The 20,513-nt window shown below is 71.2% G+C and carries 17 protein-coding genes; 15 read left to right on the forward strand and 2 right to left on the reverse strand.

Going from position 1 to position 20,513, the window contains the following annotated elements; genetic code table 11:
- Nucleotides 1-130: 130 nt before the first annotated feature.
- Nucleotides 131-886 carry a hypothetical protein gene (locus AB0M87_RS28405; RefSeq protein WP_365857877.1) on the forward strand — a complete coding sequence of 252 codons (756 nt, stop codon included), beginning with the start codon at nt 131-133 and terminating at the stop codon, nt 884-886.
- Between the two features lie 194 nt (nt 887-1,080).
- On the forward strand, nt 1,081-2,199 hold the full coding sequence (locus AB0M87_RS28410) for a glycosyltransferase family 4 protein (RefSeq protein WP_365857878.1): 1,119 nt from the start codon (nt 1,081-1,083) through the stop codon (nt 2,197-2,199).
- Nucleotides 2,200-2,203: 4 nt separating this feature from the next.
- On the opposite strand, the gene AB0M87_RS28415 is transcribed toward AB0M87_RS28410, so the two are convergent.
- Both AB0M87_RS28415 and AB0M87_RS28420 read right to left on the reverse strand, forming a co-directional pair.
- Nucleotides 2,204-3,808, reverse strand: a complete 1,605-nt coding sequence (locus AB0M87_RS28415; RefSeq protein WP_365857880.1) for a PucR family transcriptional regulator — start codon at nt 3,806-3,808, stop codon at nt 2,204-2,206.
- Nucleotides 3,809-3,860: 52 nt separating this feature from the next.
- The gene (locus AB0M87_RS28420) at nt 3,861-5,663 is read right to left on the reverse strand and encodes a glycoside hydrolase family 15 protein (protein WP_365857882.1); all 1,803 of its coding nucleotides are present in this window, start codon (nt 5,661-5,663) and stop codon (nt 3,861-3,863) included.
- Nucleotides 5,664-6,070: 407 nt separating this feature from the next.
- Here AB0M87_RS28420 and AB0M87_RS28425 point away from each other — a divergent pair, with 407 nt between their 5' ends.
- From AB0M87_RS28425 to AB0M87_RS28485, 13 genes are all read left to right on the forward strand, one after another.
- Complete coding sequence (locus tag AB0M87_RS28425; protein ID WP_365857884.1) at nt 6,071-7,738, forward strand: CTP synthase; 1,668 nt, start codon at nt 6,071-6,073, stop codon at nt 7,736-7,738.
- Nucleotides 7,739-7,825: 87 nt separating this feature from the next.
- Nucleotides 7,826-8,476 (forward strand): NUDIX hydrolase, encoded by a 651-nt coding sequence (locus AB0M87_RS28430; protein WP_365857886.1) that lies wholly within the window; start codon nt 7,826-7,828, stop codon nt 8,474-8,476.
- Nucleotides 8,477-8,692: 216 nt separating this feature from the next.
- Nucleotides 8,693-10,732, forward strand: coding sequence for a tetratricopeptide repeat protein (locus AB0M87_RS28435; protein WP_365857889.1), 2,040 nt, complete (start codon nt 8,693-8,695; stop codon nt 10,730-10,732).
- A gap of 144 nt (nt 10,733-10,876) precedes the next feature.
- Nucleotides 10,877-11,992: an alanine dehydrogenase gene (gene ald, locus AB0M87_RS28440; RefSeq protein ID WP_365858085.1), complete on the forward strand. Its 1,116-nt coding sequence runs from the start codon at nt 10,877-10,879 to the stop codon at nt 11,990-11,992.
- A 328-nt stretch (nt 11,993-12,320) separates the two neighbouring features.
- Entirely contained in the window at nt 12,321-13,481 is a 1,161-nt protein-coding gene (locus AB0M87_RS28445) for a ParA family protein (protein WP_365857891.1), read from the forward strand.
- On the forward strand, nt 13,478-14,032 hold the full coding sequence (locus tag AB0M87_RS28450) for a hypothetical protein (RefSeq protein ID WP_365858087.1): 555 nt from the start codon (nt 13,478-13,480) through the stop codon (nt 14,030-14,032). Before AB0M87_RS28445 ends, AB0M87_RS28450 begins: the two co-directional genes overlap by 4 nt.
- Nucleotides 14,033-14,086: 54 nt before the next feature.
- Nucleotides 14,087-15,166, forward strand: coding sequence for a segregation/condensation protein A (locus tag AB0M87_RS28455; RefSeq protein ID WP_365857893.1), 1,080 nt, complete (start codon nt 14,087-14,089; stop codon nt 15,164-15,166).
- A gap of 32 nt (nt 15,167-15,198) precedes the next feature.
- A complete protein-coding gene (gene scpB / locus AB0M87_RS28460) occupies nt 15,199-15,774 on the forward strand; it encodes an SMC-Scp complex subunit ScpB (RefSeq protein WP_365858089.1) in 576 nt (191 codons plus the stop codon).
- On the forward strand, nt 15,774-16,895 hold the full coding sequence (locus tag AB0M87_RS28465) for a pseudouridine synthase (RefSeq protein WP_365857895.1): 1,122 nt from the start codon (nt 15,774-15,776) through the stop codon (nt 16,893-16,895). Before scpB ends, AB0M87_RS28465 begins: the two co-directional genes overlap by 1 nt.
- A 111-nt stretch (nt 16,896-17,006) precedes the next feature.
- Nucleotides 17,007-17,648: a nicotinamide riboside transporter PnuC gene (pnuC, locus tag AB0M87_RS28470; RefSeq protein ID WP_365857897.1), complete on the forward strand. Its 642-nt coding sequence runs from the start codon at nt 17,007-17,009 to the stop codon at nt 17,646-17,648.
- Nucleotides 17,645-18,739 carry an AAA family ATPase gene (locus tag AB0M87_RS28475; RefSeq protein ID WP_365857899.1) on the forward strand — a complete coding sequence of 365 codons (1,095 nt, stop codon included), beginning with the start codon at nt 17,645-17,647 and terminating at the stop codon, nt 18,737-18,739. Before pnuC ends, AB0M87_RS28475 begins: the two co-directional genes overlap by 4 nt.
- The gene (locus AB0M87_RS28480) at nt 18,736-19,470 is read left to right on the forward strand and encodes an NUDIX domain-containing protein (RefSeq protein ID WP_365857901.1); all 735 of its coding nucleotides are present in this window, start codon (nt 18,736-18,738) and stop codon (nt 19,468-19,470) included. Before AB0M87_RS28475 ends, AB0M87_RS28480 begins: the two co-directional genes overlap by 4 nt.
- Nucleotides 19,467-20,498 (forward strand): ADP-ribosylglycohydrolase family protein, encoded by a 1,032-nt coding sequence (locus AB0M87_RS28485; protein WP_365857903.1) that lies wholly within the window; start codon nt 19,467-19,469, stop codon nt 20,496-20,498. The genes AB0M87_RS28480 and AB0M87_RS28485 overlap by 4 nt, the downstream gene beginning before the upstream one ends.
- The last annotated feature ends 15 nt before the right edge of the window (nt 20,499-20,513 follow it).

Here is a 20,513-nt window from a genome sequence, read left to right on the forward strand (position 1 = left end):
GCGGTGCATCGCGAGGCGGAGGGGCGTCCGCATACTGGATGTATTCGGGCGTTCCGACAACGCGGCGAGGTGCCGTAGCTGTCGTCGTGCGCCCGCCAGGGATTACGGGACAGCCCTTAAGGTGGGCGGCATGAGACACGGCGCCCGCACCACCGCATTCCTCGCCGCCTACACCGCGACCCGTACCGTCGCGACCGCGTTGCGGCGGCGGCCGCCCGGAGGCCCCGAGCGCTGGCAGCGGACGAACTACGCGGGCCGAGTCGTCGACCTCTGCGCGGGACCGGCCGCCACGCTCGGCGCGGCCGCCGGGGCCCTCCCCGCCGGACCCCGTGGAGTCGCCACACTCGCGGTGCTCGTCGCCGGTGCCTGTGGGGGATACGACGACATCGTCGGCGCGGACGACCCCCGCCGTGGGTTCCGGGCGCATCTCTCCGCGCTCCGGCAGGGCGAGGTGACCAGCGGCGCGGTGAAACTGTTCGGGATCGGCGCGGCCGGTCTGGCCATCGGCGCGGTACTCAAGGAACGGCCCGTCGACCGGCTGCTCGCCGGAATCGTCGTGGCCGGCAGCGCCCACCTCGTCAATCTGCTGGATGTGCGCCCCGGACGGGCCACCATCGCCGTGCTCGGACTGGCCGGCCCCGGCCTGCTGCGGCGCGCGCCGGGCGGTGCGGCCGCCGCCGCCCCGATGGGGGCGGCGGCCGCCGTGGTCATCGACGACCTGGGCGAGCAGACCATGCTCGGGGACACGGGAGCGCACGCGCTGGGGGCCGCCCTCGGGGTGGCGATCGTGACGGGGAACGGCCGGGCGGGACTCGCCGCCCACGCGGCAGCTCTGGTCACCGCGGCAGCGTACGGTGACAAGGTGAGCCGCGCGGCAGCGAGTTGAGTTGCGGCGCAGTCCGCCGACCGTTCGGCCCGGCACCGCGTAACCAGTGGACTGCTCACCCAGACGAGTGACACCCCTCGGCGTTGACCCGACCGCGTCGGCCCTCATCCTCCGGGAGAGTGCCGGAACGCGCGTGCGGGCTGGCATCCTGGGGCGCGACATCCCGCCCGACGCCGACTCAGGAGCTCCGGTCAGTGAGCAGCACCCAGGTCCCGCCGTACGGCCGATCGCCGCTGCGTGCCGTCCAGGTACTCGGCGGGGGCAGCGCGGGCAGCAGCGCACACGTCCGGTCGATCGCCGGGGGACTCGTCGAGCGGGGCGTCCATGTCACCGTGTGTGCTCCCGTCGAGTTGGAGCACTCCTACGGCTTCGGCGGCGCCGGTGCGCACTTCCTGCCGGTGCCCCGGAGCAGCGACCCGGCAAGCGTCGCCGCCCTGCGCTCCGCCTGCGCCGGGGCCGACGTCGTCCACGCGCACGGGTTGAACGCCGCCGTCCGCACCGCGCTCGCGCTGAGCGGGCAGCGGCTGCCGTTGGTCGTCACCTGGCACACCCGCTCGCACACCGAGGGCGCGCGACGTCATCTGATGCGGCTGCTGGAGCGAAGGGCGGTCCGGGCGGCCACCGTTGTGCTGGGTGCCTCATCCGATCTGGTGGACCGGGCCCGTGACCGGGGGGCGCGCGACGCGCGTCTCGCGCCGGTCGCTGTCCCCGCACCCCGAGCGGTGGGCGGCCGGGACGGGAGCAAGGTGCGCGCGGAACTCGGCGCCGTCGGGCGGCCCTTGCTGATGGCCGTGGGCAGCCTGGAGCCGCACCGCGGTTACCGGACGCTGCTCGACGCGGCCCGGCTCTGGCAGCGACTCGACCCGGCGCCGCTGCTGGTCATCGCCGGCGAGGGCCGGGAGCGAGCGGCGTTGCAGCACCGGGTCGAGGCCGAGTCGCTCGCCGTCCGGCTGATCGGCAGCAGCGACCAGGTCACCGAACTGCTCGCCGCGGCGGATCTCGCCCTCCTGCCCAGCCGCTGGGAGGCGCGCTCCCTGCTGGCGCAGGAAGCTCTGCGCCTCGGCGTACCGCTGGTCGCCACCGCCGTCGGCGGGACACCGGAACTGGTCGGCGGCGCGGCCGAACTCGTCCCGTACGGCGACCCGACGGCACTGGCCGCCCGGGTGACCGCACTGCTCGCCGACCCTGAACGCCGCCGGTCGCTCGCCGCCGCCGGCCGTATCCAGGCGTCGAGTTGGCCGACCGAGGACGAGACCGTCGCTCAGATACTGAGCGTGTACGACGAGTTGATGCAGTCGGCCGTATCGCGCTGACGCGTCAGGAGGTATGCCGACGGGCCCGCAGGGCCAGGCTCAGCGCCAGCACGGTCTGCGGATCCTCCAGATCGGTGCCCAGCAACTCGGCGATCCGGGCCAGTCGGTTGTACAGCGTCTGCCGGTTGAGGTGCAGCTCGCGCGCCGTCTCCGCCTTGCGGCCGGCGTGCGCCAGATAGCTCTCCAGGGTCGGCAGCAGCGCGGGCCGCGAGGTGCGGTCGTGCTCGCGCAGCGGACCGATCGCCCGGTCCACGAACGCCGCCAGATCGGGCTGGTCCCGCAGCCGCCACAGCAGCAGATCGATGTCGAGGCGGCGCGCGTCGTACCAGGGCCGGTCGGGGAGCCCCTGTGCGGCCGTCGCGGTCTCCGCGGCGTGCCGCAGCCCCGCCGAGGCGGCGGCCCAGCCGCCCGCCTCGCCGACCACCACAACCGGCGGATGGCCGCCGGCCCGCTCGAGTCCGGCCCGTTCGAGGCCGGCCCGCTCCACACCGGCCCGCAGCGCCACCGCGACCCGGTCGGCCACCGCGGCACGTTCGGATGCGGTACGGAGGCCGAGGAGAAGCGGCACCCGGCCCTCCACCGGACGGACACCGAGCAGGACGGGCACGCCCACCGCGCCGAGCTCCTCGAGGACGGCGCGGGCCAGCACCGCCCAGTTGCCCGACGGCGACAGCTCGGCGGCCAGCCGCATCACCACCGGCAACAGCGGCCCCTCACCGGGCTTGAAGCCCAGTACCCGGGCCTGTGCCGGCGCATCCTGCGCGGTGATCCGGCCCTCCGCGAGATCGGTGAGGAAATCGCCCCGGCCGCGGGCTGCGAGCTCCTCCTCCTGGCGGGCCTGCATCAGCACGACGGCGAGGATGTCCGCCGCCTGCTCGGCCGCCATCCGGTGCACCGGCTCCGGCGGCGCCGACACCGGCAGCAGCGCCAGCATGGCCCGGACGGAGCCCGGCCCCGAACCGCCGCCCGGCACCTCGACCAGCACGGCACCGGCCGGCCGGTGCCCGCGCAGCCCTTCCCACACCTGGAGCGGCTCGCCCTCCCCCGCGGCGTAGAGCAGCTGTCCGTCGGGCGTCTCGAGGAAGACCGGATTGCGGGCGAAATCCGCCAGCACGGAGAGCACCTGGGGCACCCCGCCGCCGTCGAGCAGTGCCCGGGTGCACCGGCGGTGCACCTCTTCTGCCTGCTGCAGAAGGGCGTAGTGACCGTTGACGATTTCGGTGTGCACCTCCTCCGTCACCGACACGAAGGGCACCTCCCGGTGCAGCTGGACCAGCGGCAGTCCGGCCGACTGCGCGGTCTCCACCAGCGTGGCGGGCAGCCGACTGAAGCGCGGCCCCAGCTCCACCACGAGCGCCGCGATTCCGCGCTCGGCGAGCCGGCGCACGAACGCCCGTTGTTCGGCGGGGCGGGTGCCGAGCGCCAGGCCCGTGGTGAGCAGCAGTTCACCGCCCTTGAGCAGTGCGGCGATGTTCGGCGCCTCACCGGCGTGCACCCAGCGCACCGTACGGTTCAGCCGGTCGGCGCCCGCCAGTACCTCGGGCAGACCGGCGCGCAGCCCCGGTAGCTCGAGCGCCCGCCGCACCGTGATCCCGCCCTGGTTCTCCACGGTCCGGACGCTACAGGGCCGCGGAGGCTGCCCGGAAGCGTCCGGCCGCAGGTCAGCCGCCGTACGCCCCGGATGCGGTCAGCCGCAGAGCCGTGTCGATCAGCGGCACATGGCTGAACGCCTGCGGGAAGTTCCCCACCTGCCGCTGAAGCCTGGGGTCCCATTCCTCGGCGAGCAGGCCCAGGTCGTTGCGGAGCGACAGCAGCTTCTCGAAGAGCCTGCGTGCCTCATCGACCCGGCCGATCATCGCCAGATCGTCGGCGAGCCAGAAGGAGCAGGCCAGGAAGGCGCCCTCGTCGCCCTCCAGGCCGTCGACCCCGGCCACGGTGCCGGCTGTCGGATAGCGCAGCACGAATCCGTCGCTCGTGGACAGCTCGCGCTGGATGGCCTCGACGGTGCCGATGACCCGCTTGTCGTCCGGCGGCAGAAAACCCATCTGGGGGATGAGCAGCAAGGACGCGTCCAGCTCCGTCGACCCGTAGGACTGGGTGAAGGTGTTGCGGTCCTTGTCGTAGCCCTTCTCACAGACGTCGCGGTGGATCTCCTCGCGCAGGGCGCGCCAGCGCTCGAGCGGGCCTTCGGCGTCGCCGGACTCGATCAGCTTGATGGTCCGGTCGACGGCGACCCAGGCCATCACCTTGGAATGCACGAAGTGGCGGCGGGGCCCGCGCACCTCCCAGATCCCCTCGTCGGGCTGGTTCCAGTGCCCCTCGAGGTAGTGGATCAGCTTGAGCTGCAGGAGCGAGGCGTAGTCGCTGCGGGCCAGGCCCGACATGTGGGCGAGGTGCAACGCCTCGGTCACTTCGCCGTACACGTCGAGTTGCAGTTGGCCCGCCGCCCCGTTGCCGACCCGGACCGGGGTGGAGTTCTCATAGCCGGGCAGCCAGTCGAGTTCCGCTTCGCCCAGTTCCCGCTCGCCGGCGATCCCGTACATGATCTGCAGGTTCTCCGGGTCACCGGCGACCGCCCGCAGCAGCCACTCGCGCCAGGCACGGGCTTCCTCGCGGTAGCCGGTGCGCAGCAGCGAGGAGAGCGTGATCGCGGCGTCGCGCAACCAGGTGTAGCGGTAGTCCCAGTTGCGGCTGCCGCCGATGTCCTCGGGCAGCGAGGTGGTCGGCGCGGCGACGATTCCGCCCGTCGGTGCGTAGGTGAGTGCCTTGAGGGTGATCAGCGAACGGACCACGGCTTCCCGGTAGGGGCCGTGGTAAGTGCACTGCTCGACCCACTCACGCCAGAAGTCCTCGGTCGCCGCAAGCGCGTTCTCCGGCTCCGGAATCGCGGGCGGTTCCTTGTGCGACGCCTCCCAGCTGATGGTGAAGGCGACGCGCTCCCCGGGGCCGACGGTGAAGTCGGAGTAGGTGGTGAGGTCCTCGCCGAAGGTGTCCACAGCGGTGTCGAGCCAGACCGAGTCGGGGCCGGCGACCGCGACCGTACGGCCGTCGACCTTGTGGACCCACGGGGTCACCCGGCCGTAGCTGAAACGCTCCCGGAGTGCGGAGCGCATCGGGACCCGCCCGGTGACGCCCTCGACGATCCGGATCAGTTGCGGAGCGCCGTCGCGGGGTGGCATGAAATCCGTCACACGGACGGTGCCGCGCGGCGTGTCCCACTCCGATTCGAGGATCAGTGAGTCCCCGCGGTAGCGGCGCCGGTCGGCGTCAGGAGGGCATGCCGAAGAGGCATGTGCCGGTCCCAGGCGCCAGAAGCCGTTCTCCTCGGTTCCCAGCAGCCCGGCAAAGACGGCGTGTGAGTCGAAGCGGGGCAGGCACAGCCAATCGGCCGTGCCGTCCCGGCAGACCAGCGCGGCGGTCTGCATGTCTCCGATGAGTGCGTAATCCTCGATGCGCCCGGCCACGTGCAATCTCCAGTCGAACGGCCACGTCGCCCCTTGGGGCGCTTGCGTTGCAGTCAAGGGATCGTTGACGAGCGCTTGTTCCGGGAACGGGCGGGGTGGTGCCGGTTTCCGGCCGTCTCGGCAGCGAGTGTCCGAGCAGGATACGACGCACCCTAGTGATCTGCATGACCGGTCCGGCAACCTGGCTGGGCCGAACGAGTGAGCGTCGGGTGAGTGAGATGTGACCTCCCGGTGAAGGCGGTGGCTCGCGTGCCCGGACGCAGCCTCACGCTGCCGCTGATACCCTGGTGGCCCGTGGCCCGGTGGCTCTCATGCCCCCGAACCGCAGCGGCGGCACCCCCGGAGTTCTCCGGAGCCTCGTGCCGGCACGCACCTCAGATCGCGACCACGGGAGCCCCCTCTTGGCCATGCAGACCGCTGCTTTCCGAAACAGCACAGCCACGACGACCAAGCACATTTTCGTCACTGGGGGTGTCGCCTCCTCCCTCGGCAAGGGTCTGACCGCCTCCAGCCTCGGTGCGCTCCTCAAGGCCCGCGGTCTGCGGGTCACCATGCAGAAGCTCGACCCGTACCTGAACGTCGATCCCGGCACGATGAACCCCTTCCAGCACGGTGAGGTCTTCGTCACCAACGACGGTGCCGAGACCGATCTGGACATCGGACACTACGAGCGGTTCCTCGACGTCGACCTGGACGGCTCCGCCAACGTCACTACAGGTCAGGTGTACTCCACGGTCATCGCCAAGGAGCGGCGCGGCGAGTACCTCGGCGACACCGTGCAGGTCATCCCGCACATCACCAACGAGATCAAGCACCGCATCCGCCGGATGGCCACCGACGACGTCGACGTCGTCATCACCGAGGTCGGCGGCACGGTCGGCGACATCGAATCGCTGCCCTTCCTGGAGACCGTCCGGCAGGTCCGCCACGAGGTCGGCCGGGACAACGTCTTCGTGGTGCACATCTCGCTGCTGCCCTACATCGGCCCCTCCGGCGAGCTGAAGACCAAGCCCACCCAGCACTCGGTGGCAGCGCTGCGCAACATCGGTATCCAGCCGGACGCCATCGTGCTGCGCGCCGACCGTGACGTTCCGACCGCCATCAAGCGCAAGATCTCGCTGATGTGCGATGTCGACGAGGACGCCGTGGTGGCCTGTGTGGACGCCAAGTCGATCTACGACATTCCCAAGGTGCTGCACACCGAGGGCCTGGACGCCTATGTCGTGCGCAAGCTCGACCTGCCGTTCCGCGACGTCGACTGGACCACCTGGGACGATCTGCTCGACCGGGTGCACAACCCCGACCACGAGGTCACCGTCGCCCTGGTCGGCAAGTACATCGATCTGCCCGACGCGTATCTCTCGGTCACCGAGGCGATCCGCGCGGGCGGCTTCGCCAACAAGGCGCGTGTCAAGGTCAAGTGGGTGACGTCCGACGACTGCAAGACGCCGGCCGCCGCCCGGCAGCAGCTCGGCGACGTCGACGCCATCTGCATCCCCGGCGGTTTCGGCGAGCGCGGCGTGACCGGGAAGGTCGGCGCGATCCAGTACGCCAGGGAGAACCGCATCCCGCTGCTCGGTCTCTGCCTCGGTCTGCAGTGCATCGTCATCGAGGCCGCGCGGAACGTCGCCGGCATCCCGGACGCCAACTCCACCGAGTTCGACGCGGCCACCGCGCACCCGGTGATCTCCACCATGGAGGAGCAGCTGGCGTACGTCGAGGGCGCCGGTGACCTCGGCGGCACCATGCGCCTCGGCCTCTACCCGGCGAAGCTCGCCGAAGGCTCGGTGGTCCGGGAGGCGTACGCGGACGAGCCCTACGTCGAGGAGCGCCACCGCCACCGCTACGAGGTCAACAACACCTACCGCGCGGAGTTGGAGAAGAAGGCCGGTCTGGTCTTCTCCGGTACCTCTCCCGACAACAAGCTCGTCGAGTACGTCGAGTACCCCCGCGAGGTGCACCCCTACCTGGTGGCCACCCAGGCCCATCCGGAGCTGCGCTCCCGGCCCACCCGGCCGCACCCGCTCTTCGCGGGACTGGTGAAGGCCGCGGTGCAGCGCAAGACCGGCGAGTAGCCGCCGGCGGTACAGCGATACGGTTGACCGGGGTGGGAGCCCCACAGGACTCCTGCCCCGGTTTTCTTTTGTGGAGAGGACGCTTTCATGGCCAGCAAGGACGCCACCAGGGACGCCATCAAGGACACCGCCGAGGAATGGCAGGTGGTCGCGACCACCACCCCCTTCACCGGCAACAAGACCAGCGTCCGCACCGACGACGTGGTCATGCCGGACGGCGCGGTCGTCCACCGCGACTACCAGGTGCACCCCGGCTCGGTCGCTGTCCTGGCACTCGACGAGGCGGGCCGTGTCCTGGTACTGCGCCAGTACCGGCATCCCGTGCGCCACAAGCTCTGGGAGATCCCGGCGGGCCTGCTCGACGTCCCCGGCGAGAACCCGCTGCACGCCGCGCAGCGCGAGCTGTACGAGGAGGCGCACGTCAAGGCCGAGGACTGGCGGGTGCTGACGGACGTCTACACCACGCCGGGCGGCTGCGACGAGGCCGTACGGATCTTCCTGGCGCGGGGCGTATCCGACATCGAGGGCGAGCGTTTCGAGGTCGCCCACGAGGAGGCCGACATGGAACTCGCGCGGGTCGACCCGAAGGAACTCGTACGAGGTGTGCTGGCCGGCGAGTTGCACAACACGTGCCTGGCTGTCGGAGTCCTGGCACTGACCGCAGCGCTGAACGGCGAGGGCCTCGACGCGCTCCGCCCGGCGGACGCGCCCTGGCCTGCCCGCCCCTTCGAGGCCTAGGGGTGGCCCAGGGGAGGCTCGGCCGCCCGAAGCAGGGCGGCCCCAGGACCGGCGGATCCGGTGATCCGCCGATCCGCCAGTCGGATGATCGGCTGATCCGAGTGGCGGATTCGGCCGCTCCGGTCCGCCGGGCCCCTCTCCGTACCTGAACTACGCTCGGCACTGTCCGGTCCGGGCCCCCGGCGGACTGGTGCGCTGGCGGACGGAGCGAGGCCCGTGACGGATCAGGCGGTGGAGACGGCCGGCCGGGCCGCGACCTCGAAGGCCGCGCCGGCAACGGGGCAGTTTCTGGGCCGGCGGCGGGAGTTGAAGGCGCTGCGCGCAGACATCGAGCGCGCGGGCCTGGACACCATGGCCGGCCGCAAGGGTGCCAGGCCCCGGGTCCTGCTGATCGCCGGACGGCCCGGTTCCGGTCGCAGCGCCCTGGCCGGGGAACTGGCCGGAAGGCTCGCAGCCGACTACCCGGACGGCGTGCTGCGGGCGCGGCTCAGCACACCCGGCGGCGAGGCCGTCAGTACCGCGGAGACGGCCCGCGAGCTGCTGCACGGGCTCGGCGTACCGACACCTCCCGGAGCAGCCGAGGAGGAGCTCACCGAGCTGGTGCGCGCCGCCCTGGCTGAACGCCGGGCGCTGCTGCTCCTGGACGACGCGACGGATGCCGAACAGGTCGAGCCGTTGCTGCCCGACGCGTCCGCTTCGCTGGTGCTGGCCACCTCCACCGGCCCGCTGACCGGCCTCCCCGATGTCCGCCCCTGCACGCTCGGCGGTCTCGACACCGGCTCAGCGGTCGAGTTGCTCAGGCGCTTCGCCGGCACGGTGCGGATCACCGTGGACCCGCGGACCGCCGAGACACTGGCCGAGGAGTGCGGAGGCCAGCCCGCGGCCCTCGTCCTGGTGGGGGGCTGGCTCGCCGCCCGGCCCAAGGCGTCGGTCGCCGATGTCACCAAGCAGCTGTGGACCCTGCCCGACGGCGTGGACGAGCCCGGGACCGTCTCCAGGCCGCTGGCCCGCGCCTTCCGGTTCGTCCACGGTTCGCTGCCGCGGCCCGCCGCGCGAATTCTGCGCCTGCTGTCCCTGGCGCCCGCCGGACTCGCCGATGCCCACATCGCTTCCGCCCTGGCCGGCTGTTCGGTCCCGGCGGCGCAGGCCGCCCTGGAGGAGTTCGCCGCACTGGGACTGCTGCGGGCCCACGGCCCGCAGTTCGAGGTGCCGGGCTGCCTGATGCCCCTGCTCGACGCCCTGGTGGCGAGCCAGGACCGTCCCGCCGAGGTGGAGCTGGCCCGCGCCCGGATGCTGGAGCGGACAGTCCGGCTGCTGCAGTCCTGCTGGGCGATCACCGAACCGGACGGATCGGCCGTCCGCAGAAAGCTCGCCGGGCTGCCGCGCTCGCTGCGGTTCCCCGGAGCCCCGGCCGCCGCCGCATGGCTGCGGCAGATGCTGCCCGCACTCCTCGCGTCGGCCCGGCGGGCTGCCGCCGACGGAGAGCTCGACACCCTGGCCAGGCGGCTGGTGGCCGCGCTGGTGAAGGCGCTCGCGGCCCACCGGGGCACGGACGCTGCGGCGCCCGAGCGGTACGCACTGCACCAGCTGCTCCTCGAGATCGCCGAGCGGCGCGGACTGCACCGGGAACGGGCCGCCGCGCTGCTCGATCTGGGCGATCTGGATGCCGGCGCCGGACGTATCCAGCAGGCGCTGACCCGGTACAAGGCCGCGCTGGACGCCGGGCGGTCCGCCCGTGACCCGTACGCGACGGGCCGGGCGACGGAATCCGTCGGCGGCGCTCACCAGGAACTGGGGGACCTTCAGCGGGCCGCCGACTGGTACGCCAGGGCCCTGGCCCAGCGGCAGTCGCGGGGCGAACACGCGGACGAGTCGCGGCTGCACGGTCGGCTCGGGAGCGTCCAGGCACGGGCCGGCCAGTACGGCGATGCGCTGCGCAGCTGGCGGGCGGCCGTGGCGGGACACCGCCGGCTCGGAGACCTCGCCGGCCAGGCCCGGGCGCTCAGCGAGCTCGCCGGGGTGCAGGAGCACGCGGGACAGCCGGACGAGTCGCTGCGGACCCGCACGGAGGCGGTGGAGTGCGCCCGCCGGGCCGATGACGTGCGGCTTCAGGCAGTGCTGCAGCTGCGGCTGGCCGAAGCCCTGGACCGGCGCGGGGACGCTGCGGCGGCTCGGCTGCACAGGGGTTCGGCCGAGAGACTGCTGCTCGATTCGAAATCTGCCTACGAAATCCGTGGTGTATCTGCAGAAGATTGATGCTTTGAAAGGCTAGACAGCGAGAAGTCCTTCATTAGACTGGGTTCGTCGCGTGTATCCGTGGTGCCTCCAGCTGTGCTGAGCACGCCCGGGTATGTCTGGCATTGCCCGAGTTATCCTCCAGAGCCAAGGACCGTGATCTACGTGAAGGTCGGCATCCCCCGCGAAGTCAAGAACAACGAGTTCCGGGTGGCGATCACCCCCTCCGGTGTGCACGAGCTGGTGCGCCACGGTCACCAGGTCGTCATCGAGCAGAACGCCGGCGTCGGGTCGGCGATCCCGGACGAGGAGTACGTGGCCGCGGGCGCCCGGATCCTCCCCACCGCCGACGAGGTCTGGGCCACCGCCGACCTGCTGCTCAAGGTCAAGGAGCCGATCGCGGAGGAGTACCACCGGCTCCGCAAGGACCAGACGCTCTTCACCTACCTGCACCTCGCCGCGTCACGGGAGTGCACGGACGCGCTGCTCGCCTCCGGCACCACCGCCATCGCGTACGAGACGGTCGAGACCGCCAACCGCCAGCTGCCGCTGCTCGCCCCGATGTCCGAGGTGGCCGGCCGGCTCGCTCCGCAGGTCGGCGCCTACCACCTGATGCGTTCGGTGGGCGGCCGCGGCGTGCTGCCCGGCGGTGTGCCCGGCACGGCGCCGGGCCGGGCGGTGGTCATCGGTGGCGGTGTCTCCGGCTGGAACGCCACTCAGATCGCCGTCGGCATGGGTTTCCACGTCACCCTGCTCGACAAGGACATCAACAAGCTCCGCGAGGCGGACAAGGTCTTCGGCACGAAGGTGCAGACCATTGTCTCCAATGCCTACGAACTGGAGAAGGCGGTCGTCGACGCGGACCTCGTCATCGGCGCCGTTCTCATTCCCGGAGCCAAGGCGCCGAAGCTCGTCAGCAACGACCTGGTCGCCAAGATGAAGCCCGGAAGTGTACTTGTCGACATTGCGATTGATCAGGGTGGCTGCTTCGAGGACTCCCACCCGACCACGCACGCCGAGCCGACCTTCCAGATCCACAACTCGGTGTTCTACTGCGTGGCGAATATGCCGGGTGCGGTGCCGAGTACGTCCACCTACGCACTGACCAACGCCACCCTGCCGTACATCGTGGAGCTGGCCAACCGCGGCTGGGCGGACGCGCTGCGCCGGGATTCCGCGCTCGCGCTGGGCCTCAACACCCATGACGGGCAGGTCGTTTACGGCTCGGTGGCCGAGGCGCACGACCTTCCGCACACCGAACTGAGCACGCTGCTCGGCTGACGCGTCAACACGCGCCGTCAATCTCGCGCAACCGGCCGGACCTTGCTCCCAGAGGTCCGGCCGGAGTCGCTTACGTCCTCTTTGTTCCGCTCGCTCAACTCGCCGCGAACATAACCCTTCAGCCGATTCGTACACCCGCGAAACGTGCCCTGTGCCCCCTGTGCGCCCTTGACAGAGGGATGTTCGGTTGCCGACACATGGGGTCGGGTCCGGCGGATTGTGTTGCTGCGGAGCGGTGACACGCCATAGAGTCGCCCATCGTCGGCATGATGCCACGCTGACCTATCGATAAAGTTTCCTGGTCACGTCCAAGGAGGTAAGACGACTTGTGAATGAGTCGACATTTACTCCCGGGGGTGGTCACCCAGGAGCGCCTGCTCGGAGCCATGGCCCTGCGGGGCGCGAGGCTGTCGGCTCCGTCGCTGTCCGCGCCTTCGCAACCCAAGAGCACATGACGACAGCCCACCAGAGTATGGACGGCCAACACGTGAACGCCAGGGCCGGCGACCGGAGTGGCGATACGACCACCCATCTCGCCGTCTACAACGAGGTACCCGAGGGTCACTTCTACGACCCGGACGCCGAGTACGAGCCTGACCCGGAGTACGCGGCCACGCTCGCCCCGGACGCTGCCCGCCAGCGCCGCGAGCGGATCGGCCCGACCGGACGGCCGCTGCCGTACTTCCCGATCCCAGGACCGCTGACCGACCACGGGCCGGCCAAGATCATCGCGATGTGCAACCAGAAGGGCGGCGTCGGCAAGACCACGTCGACCATCAACCTGGGTGCCGCGCTCGCCGAGTACGGACGACGGGTCCTGCTGGTCGACTTCGACCCGCAGGGCGCGCTGTCCGTGGGTCTCGGCGTGAATCCGATGGAGCTCGACCTCACCGTCTACAACCTGCTCATGGAGCGGGGTATGGCGGCGGACGAGGTGCTGCTGAAGACCGCGGTCCCCAACATGGATCTGCTGCCGAGCAACATCGACCTGTCGGCCGCGGAAGTGCAGTTGGTCAGCGAAGTGGCCCGGGAGTCCACCCTGCAGCGGGCACTCAAGCCGCTGATGCAGGACTACGACTACATCGTGATCGACTGCCAGCCGTCGCTCGGTCTGCTGACCGTCAACGCGCTGACCGCGGCGCACAAGGTGATCGTGCCGCTGGAGTGCGAGTTCTTCGCGCTCCGCGGGGTGGCGCTGCTGACCGAGACGATCGAGAAGGTCCAGGAGCGGCTCAACCCCGAGCTCGAGCTGGACGGCATCCTCGCCACGATGTACGACTCCCGCACGGTGCACAGCCGTGAGGTGCTCGCGCGCGTGGTCGAAGCCTTTGACGACCACGTGTACCACACGGTCATCGGGCGGACCGTGCGCTTCCCGGAGACGACAGTCGCCGGCGAGCCCATCACGACCTACGCCTCCAACTCGGTCGGCGCGGCCGCTTATCGTCAGCTCGCCAGGGAGGTGCTCGCCCGGTGTCACGCCGAGTGAGTCTGCCGGGCGCCGACGAACTGTTCCGTACCACCGGAGGGATGGCACTCCAGTCGTCGTCCCCGAGGCGTCCGGTCAACGGCGAGCAGCCCCGGGTGCCCGCGCCCGCGGGGGAGAGCGATTCGGTGGCCTCCGCCGCCGAACGCGCCGAGCCGCAGGCCGCCGAGCACTCCACCGCGGGGGCGGAGGCACCGGAGTCCCGCACCAGGAACAGCGAGGCGGAAGCCGCCACCGGCGGCCGCCGGGCGCCGGACGGTCGCACGGCCCCGGCGCCCGCCCCGCCGACCGGCCAGCAGCAGCGCCGCCGTGGTGGCGGCCGGGGGGCCAACCGGCGCCCTACCGGCCGGGAACGCCACGACGAGAAGATCACCGTGTACGTCTCGGCCGAGGAGCTGATGGACCTCGAGCACGCCCGGCTGGTGCTGCGCGGGGAACACGGCCTCGCCGTGGACCGCGGGCGTATCGTCCGGGAGGCGGTCGCCGTGGTGCTGGCGGACCTGGAGTCACGCGGCGACGCCAGCATTCTGGTGCGGCGGCTGCGCGGGCGCTGAGCGGCTGCGCGCCGGTGTCCCTGCCGCGCCCGTATCTCCGTACTCTGGACCCCGATGCCCACCGACGACTCCGCTCAGCCCCGCCGCCGCGCCCTCGGGCGTGGCCCGGGAGCAGCGCCCGTGGCATCGGGGGCACCGGTGGCGCACCCGACGCCGGAACCACCGGCCCCCGAACCACCGGCCCCGGAACCCGCACCGGTACCTCAACCCGTGCCGGCACCCGTACCGGAACCCGTACCGGCAGTACCTCAGCCCGCGCCGGAACCCGTACCGGCAGTACCTCAGCCCGCGCCGGACGCCGCACCGGCTCCGGTCCCGGTGGAAGACACCGCAGATGGCCGGTTCAAGGTCCGACTGGCCAATTTCGAGGGCCCTTTCGATCTGCTGCTGCAGCTGATCTCCAAACACAAGCTGGACGTCACCGAGATCGCGCTGTCCAAGGTCACCGACGAGTTCATGGTGCACATCCGTGCCATGGGCGCCGACTGGGACCTCGACCAGACCACCGAGTTCCTGGTGGTGGCCGCAACGCTTCTCGACCTGAAGGCAGCACGGTTGCTGCCCGCCGCCGAGATCGAGGACGAGGAGGACCTCGCCCTGCTGGAGGCACGCGACCTGCTCTTCGCCCGGCTGCTCCAGTACCGCGCCTACAAGCGGATCGCGGAGATCTTCAGTGAGCGGCTGGAGGCCGAGGGCAGGCGTTACCCGCGGACCGTCGGCCTGGAGCCGCATCATGCGGCGCTGCTGCCCGAGGTCGTGATCCGCATCGGAGCCGAAGGCTTCGCGAAACTCGCCGTCAAGGCGATGCAGCCCCGGGCACGGCCGCAGATCTATGTGGATCACATCCATGCACCGCTGGTCTCCGTGCAGGAGCAGGCCGAGATCGTGATGGCACGGCTGCGGGAAGGTGGTGACGTGAGTTTCCGCACGCTCACCGAGGACGCGACCGACACCCTCACGGTGGTGGCGCGCTTCCTCGCCCTGCTGGAGCTGTACCGGGAGAAGGCCATCTCCCTGGACCAGCCGGAGGCGCTCGGCGAACTGCTGGTGCGGTGGACCGGGGGAGACGGAGCGAAGCCGGCCGTTACCGACGAATTCGATCAGTTCGATCACCTGCTGGAGGAGAAGGCGTGAGTGATCTCAAGCCCGCGCTGGAGGCGGTCCTGATGGTCGTCGACGAGCCTGCCACCGAAGAACACCTGGCCAAGGTGCTCGACCGGCCCCGGCGGGAGATCGCCGACGCGCTGCGCGCGCTGTCCGACGAGTACACCGTCCAGGGGCGCGGCTTCGACCTGCGTCTGGTGGCGGGCGGCTGGCGGTTCTACACCCGCCCCGAGTACGCCGAAGCGGTCGAGGGATTCGTTCTGGACGGACAGCAGGCACGGCTCACCCAGGCCGCTCTGGAGACGCTTGCGGTGGTCGCGTACCGCCAGCCGGTGAGCCGCTCCCGGGTCTCCGCGGTCCGCGGGGTGAACTGTGACGGGGTCATGCGGACCCTGCTGCAGCGCGGTCTGGTCGATGAGGCGGGCGCGGAACCCGAAACAGGTGCGATCCTGTACAGGACGACGAACTACTTTCTGGAGCGGATGGGCCTGCGAGGCCTGGACGAGCTCCCGGAGCTCGCGCCCTTCCTTCCCGAGGCGGAAGCGATCGAGGCCGAGACACAGGAAGGGGTGCCGTCGTTCGATCCGGATGCACCGGACGGTCCGGACACCGACGCAGACGACAAGACGGAACTTTGATGCGAAGCAACGGCAGGAACAGCGGAAGCGGCAACCGGGACAACCGGGGTGCGGGCGGGAAGTCCCCGTCCCCCCGCCCCAGGTCCGGCGGCGCGCGCGGCGACAAGCAGGAGGAGCGTCCGCGCCGGCCTCGCCCCGAGGAGCGCCGTTACGACGTCGGCACCGGTTCGTCCGAGGAGCAGGGCCGCAAGTCCGGCGGCGGCAGCCGCGGCGCTTCGGCGCGCGGCGGCGCCAAGGGCGGCCCGAAGACCCCGAAGAGCGGGGGCGCCCCGCGCCGCGGCCCGCACGGGCAGCGGGAGACCTCCAGGCCGCGCGAGCTCGACGCCAAGATCGAGGAGCGCAACCGGGAGCGGCACAACAAGCCGCAGGTGAAGACCCCGAAGACCTTCCCCGGCGCCGAGGAGGAGGGCGAACGCCTGCAGAAGGTGCTGGCCAGGGCCGGTATGGGATCGCGGCGCGCCTGCGAGGAACTGATCGACCAGGCCAGGGTCGAGATCAACGGTGAGATCGTCATGGAGCAGGGCCGGCGGGTCCTGCCGAAGGACGAGATCAAGGTGGACGGCCTGACCGTCGCCACCCAGTCGTATCTCTTCTTCGCGCTGAACAAGCCGGCCGGTGTCGTCTCCTCGATGGAGGACCCGGACGGGCGTCAGAACCTCGGTGACTACGTCACCAACCGGGAGACCCGGCTGTTCCACGTGGGCCGTCTCGACACGGAGACCGAGGGCATCATCCTGCTCACCAACCACGGCGAGCTGGCCCATCGGCTGACCCACCCCCGGTACGGCGTCAAGAAGACCTACCTCGCCGCGATCCAGGGCCCGCTGCCGCGCGATCTCGGCAAGCGGCTCAAGGACGGCATCGAGCTGGAGGACGGATACGCCCGCGCCGACCACTTCCGGGTCGTCGAGAACACCGGGAAGAACTACCTGGTCGAGGTGACCCTGCACGAGGGTCGCAAGCACATCGTCCGCCGGATGCTCGCGGAGGCCGGTTTCCCGGTCGAGAAGCTGGTGCGGGTCAGCTTCGGCCCGATCCCGCTGGGCGACCAGAAGTCGGGCTGGCTGCGCCGCCTGACCAACACCGAGGTCGGCATGCTGATGAAGGAAGTCGGCCTGTAGGCCCACACCCGCGCCCGGCCCGGCCCCCGCTTTCGCGGGGGCCGGGCGTTTTTTTGCTTGTGGTGGCCCTCGTCCTCCTTTATAGTCACAGTGACCATAAAGGAGGCGGGCGTGAGTCTCGCAGACGTACTCGACCCGTTGCAGCAGCCACTGGTGACCATCCTGAACACTCCGGTGAGCTGGACCGAGGTGCTCGGCTTCGGCAGTGGCGCGCTCTGTGTCTGGCTCGTCGCCCGGCAGCACATCGCCAACTGGCCGATCGGCATCGCCAACAACGTCTTCTTCATCCTGCTGTTCCTGCAGGCAGGCCTGTACGCCGACGCAGGCCTCCAGTTCGTCTTCATCGCCCTCGCCGCGTACGGCTGGTGGACCTGGACCCACGGGGGTGGACCAGGCTCCGAGCTGCCGGTGCGGCGTACCGACCGCACCGAGTGGGGCCGGCTGCTCGCGGCGGGGGCGGTGGGGACTCTCGGTCTGTGGGCCCTGCTGGCAGGTGCGACCGACTCGACCGTCCCCTTCTGGGACGCCCTGACGACCGCGCTGTCGCTGATGGCCACCTACGGGCAGTGCAAGAAGCTCATCGAGTCCTGGTGGCTCTGGATCGCCGCGGACGTGGTGTACATCCCGCTGTACGCGTACAAGGACCTCTATCTGACCTCGCTGCTCTACGTCGGGTTCCTCGTGCTCTGCGTCGTGGGTCTGCGCAACTGGCGGGGCGACGAGGCGCGCCAGTTGACCGGGGTGCCGGCATGAAGAAGCACGGACACGGCCTGGTCCTCGGCAAGTTCTATCCGCCGCACGCCGGGCACCACCATCTCGTCCGGACCGCACAGGACCGCTGCGAGAAGCTGACCGTCCTGGTCTGTGCCGCCGCCGTCGAGTCACTCTCCCTCGCGGACCGGATGGCCTGGATGCGTGAAGTGCATCCGGAGGTACGGGTGGTGGGCGCCGTCGACGACATCCCCATGGACACCGGCGACCCCCTGATCTGGGACGCGCACCTGGCGGTCTTCCGCGGCGCGGTGCCCGAGCGGGTGGACGCCGTGTTCACCTCCGAGCGGTACGGGGACGAGCTGGCCCGCCGGTTCGGCGCGGAGCACGTGCCGGTGGACCCGGACCGTACGGTCTTCCCGGTGTCCGGGACCGCGGTGCGCAGGGCCCCGGCGGACTGCTGGGACTTCCTGGAGCCGCCGGTGCGGGCCGGACTCGTCCGCCGGGTGGTGGTGCTGGGCGCGGAGTCGACCGGGACGACCACCCTGGCCCGCGCCCTGGCCGAGACCTACCGGCGCCGGGGTGGGGTGTGGGCCCAGACCCGGTATGTGGCGGAGTACGGGCGGGAGTTCAGCGAGCGGAAACTGGCGGACCTCCGGGCCGTACGCCCGGACGCGGACTGGCAGCAGGTCACCTTCCGAACGGAGGACTTCCCGCTGATCGCCCAGCGGCAGGCCGAGCGGGAGAACGCCGCGGCCCGCACCGGATCACCCGTGCTGTTCTGCGACACCGACGCCTTCGCCACCACCATCTGGCACGAGCGCTACCTGGGCGCGCCCAGCGAACAGGTCGCCGCCCTCGCCGCACGGGGCAGACAGCACCTGTGGCTGCTCACCGACCACGCGGGTGTCGCCTTCGAGGACGACGGGCTGCGCGACGGCGCGCATCTGCGGCCCTGGATGACCGGCAGGTTCCGCGAGGAACTCACCCGCACCGGGCGGCCGTTCCGCATGCTGGGCGGCTCGCACCGGCAGCGGCTCGATGCCGCGGTCGCCGCCGTGGACGCTCTGCTGACCGACGGCTGGAACCTCGCCGACCCGCTCCCGGAACGCCACCGCGAGGCCACCGGATGAAGGGCGGCGACATGCACGGCTATGACCCGCACGCCTTCGAGCCGTTCGCCGTCACCGTCGACCTCGCCGTCTTCACCGTCAGGGACGCCGCACTGCACGTGCTGCTGATCCGGCGCGGCCAGGAGCCCTACCGGGGCGCCTGGGCGCTCCCCGGCGGATTCGTCCTGCCGACGGAGTCCGCCGAGGAAGCCGCCGGGCGCGAACTGGTCGAGGAGACCGGGCTGTCCGACGCGACCCTGGCCCACCGACACCTGGAGCAGTTGCGGACCTACAGCCGACCGGACCGCGACCCCAGAATGCGGGTCGTCTCGGTCGCCTACACCGCGCTCGTACCGGACCTGCCGGAGCCGCAGGGCGGCGGTGACGCGGCGCACGCCCAGTGGATGCCGGTGGACACCGGGCGTGAACTCGCCTTCGACCACGCACAGATCCTCACCGACGCGCACCACCGGATCGGCGCCAAGATCGAGTACACCTGTCTCGCCACCTCCTTCTGCCCGCCCGAATTCACCCTCGGCGAGCTGCGGCAGGTCTACGAGACGGTCTGGGGCGCCGCACTCGACCGTGCCAACTTCCGGCGCAAAGTCCTCGCCACACCGGGCTTCGTGGAGCCCGTGGCGGGTGCCGCACGCCTGACCGGCGGCCGGGGCAAACCGGCCGCCCTCTACCGGGCGGGCCCTGCCACCGCCTTGTACCCACCGCTGCTGCGCCCGGAAGGACGAACCGAATGAGCCCCATGACCAAGCCCGTCACCACGACGGAACGCGCCGCGACAGGTGCGCTGATCGGACTCGCCCTCGGCGACGCGCTCGGATTCCCGACCGAGTTCAACGACGTCCCCTCGATCCTGGCCACGTGTGGCCCCTGGCGGGAGATGGAGCTGCCCAGGCCCGCTTTCGTCACGGACGACACCCAGATGACCCTCGCGCTGGGCAAGGGACTGCGGACCGCGACGGAAGCCGGGCCGCTGGCACCGGCCGCCATGGTGCCGCCGGTACGCGCGGAGTTCGTGGCCTGGTACCACTCGCCGGAGAACAACCGGGCCCCCGGCAACACCTGTCTGACCGCCTGCGACCTGCTGGACAGCGACCGGCCCTGGCAGCAGGCGAGCCGGGTCGGCTCCAAGGGCTGCGGTGCCAACATGCGGGTCGCGCCGATCGGTCTGCTACCCGGCCTCAGCGAGGAACAGCGCGCCGGAGCGGCGCAGCTGCAGTCCGCCCTCACCCACGGCCACCCGACAGCCCTGGCCGCGAGCGATCTGACGGCCCGGGCGGTGTTCCTGCTGGCCCGGGGCGCCGAGCCGACGGGGCTGGTGGGGCGACTGCGCTCGTACGCACTCGAGAATCGCACCCGTTACCACGAGCGCTGGCTGGGCGATCTGTGGACGCACTCCCAGGACGCGACCCCCGACGCCTTCATGGCGCGCGGCTGGGACGACTGTCTGGCCGTCCTCGACCGGCTCGTCGGTGCCCTGCGCACCCCGTCCCCCGAGACGGACCCGTGCCTGGCGACGGGCGACGGCTGGATCGCCGAAGAGGCCCTGGCCACCGCGCTGCTGTGCTTCCTGCTCTTCCCGGACGAACCGGTCACGGCGCTGCGTCGGGCGGCCTGCACCCGGGGCGACTCCGACTCGATCGCCTGCCTGGCGGGCGCGTTCGCCGGCGCACACCTGGGACCCGGCGGCTGGCCGGAGGAATGGGCCGAACGCATCGAGTACCGGGACGAACTGCTGGCGCTCGGCGCGCTCTGGGACGCTTGAGCCCTTTCGACGTCG

Source organism: Streptomyces sp. NPDC051320, assembly GCF_040682175.1.
Lineage (GTDB): Bacteria > Actinomycetota > Actinomycetes > Streptomycetales > Streptomycetaceae > Streptomyces.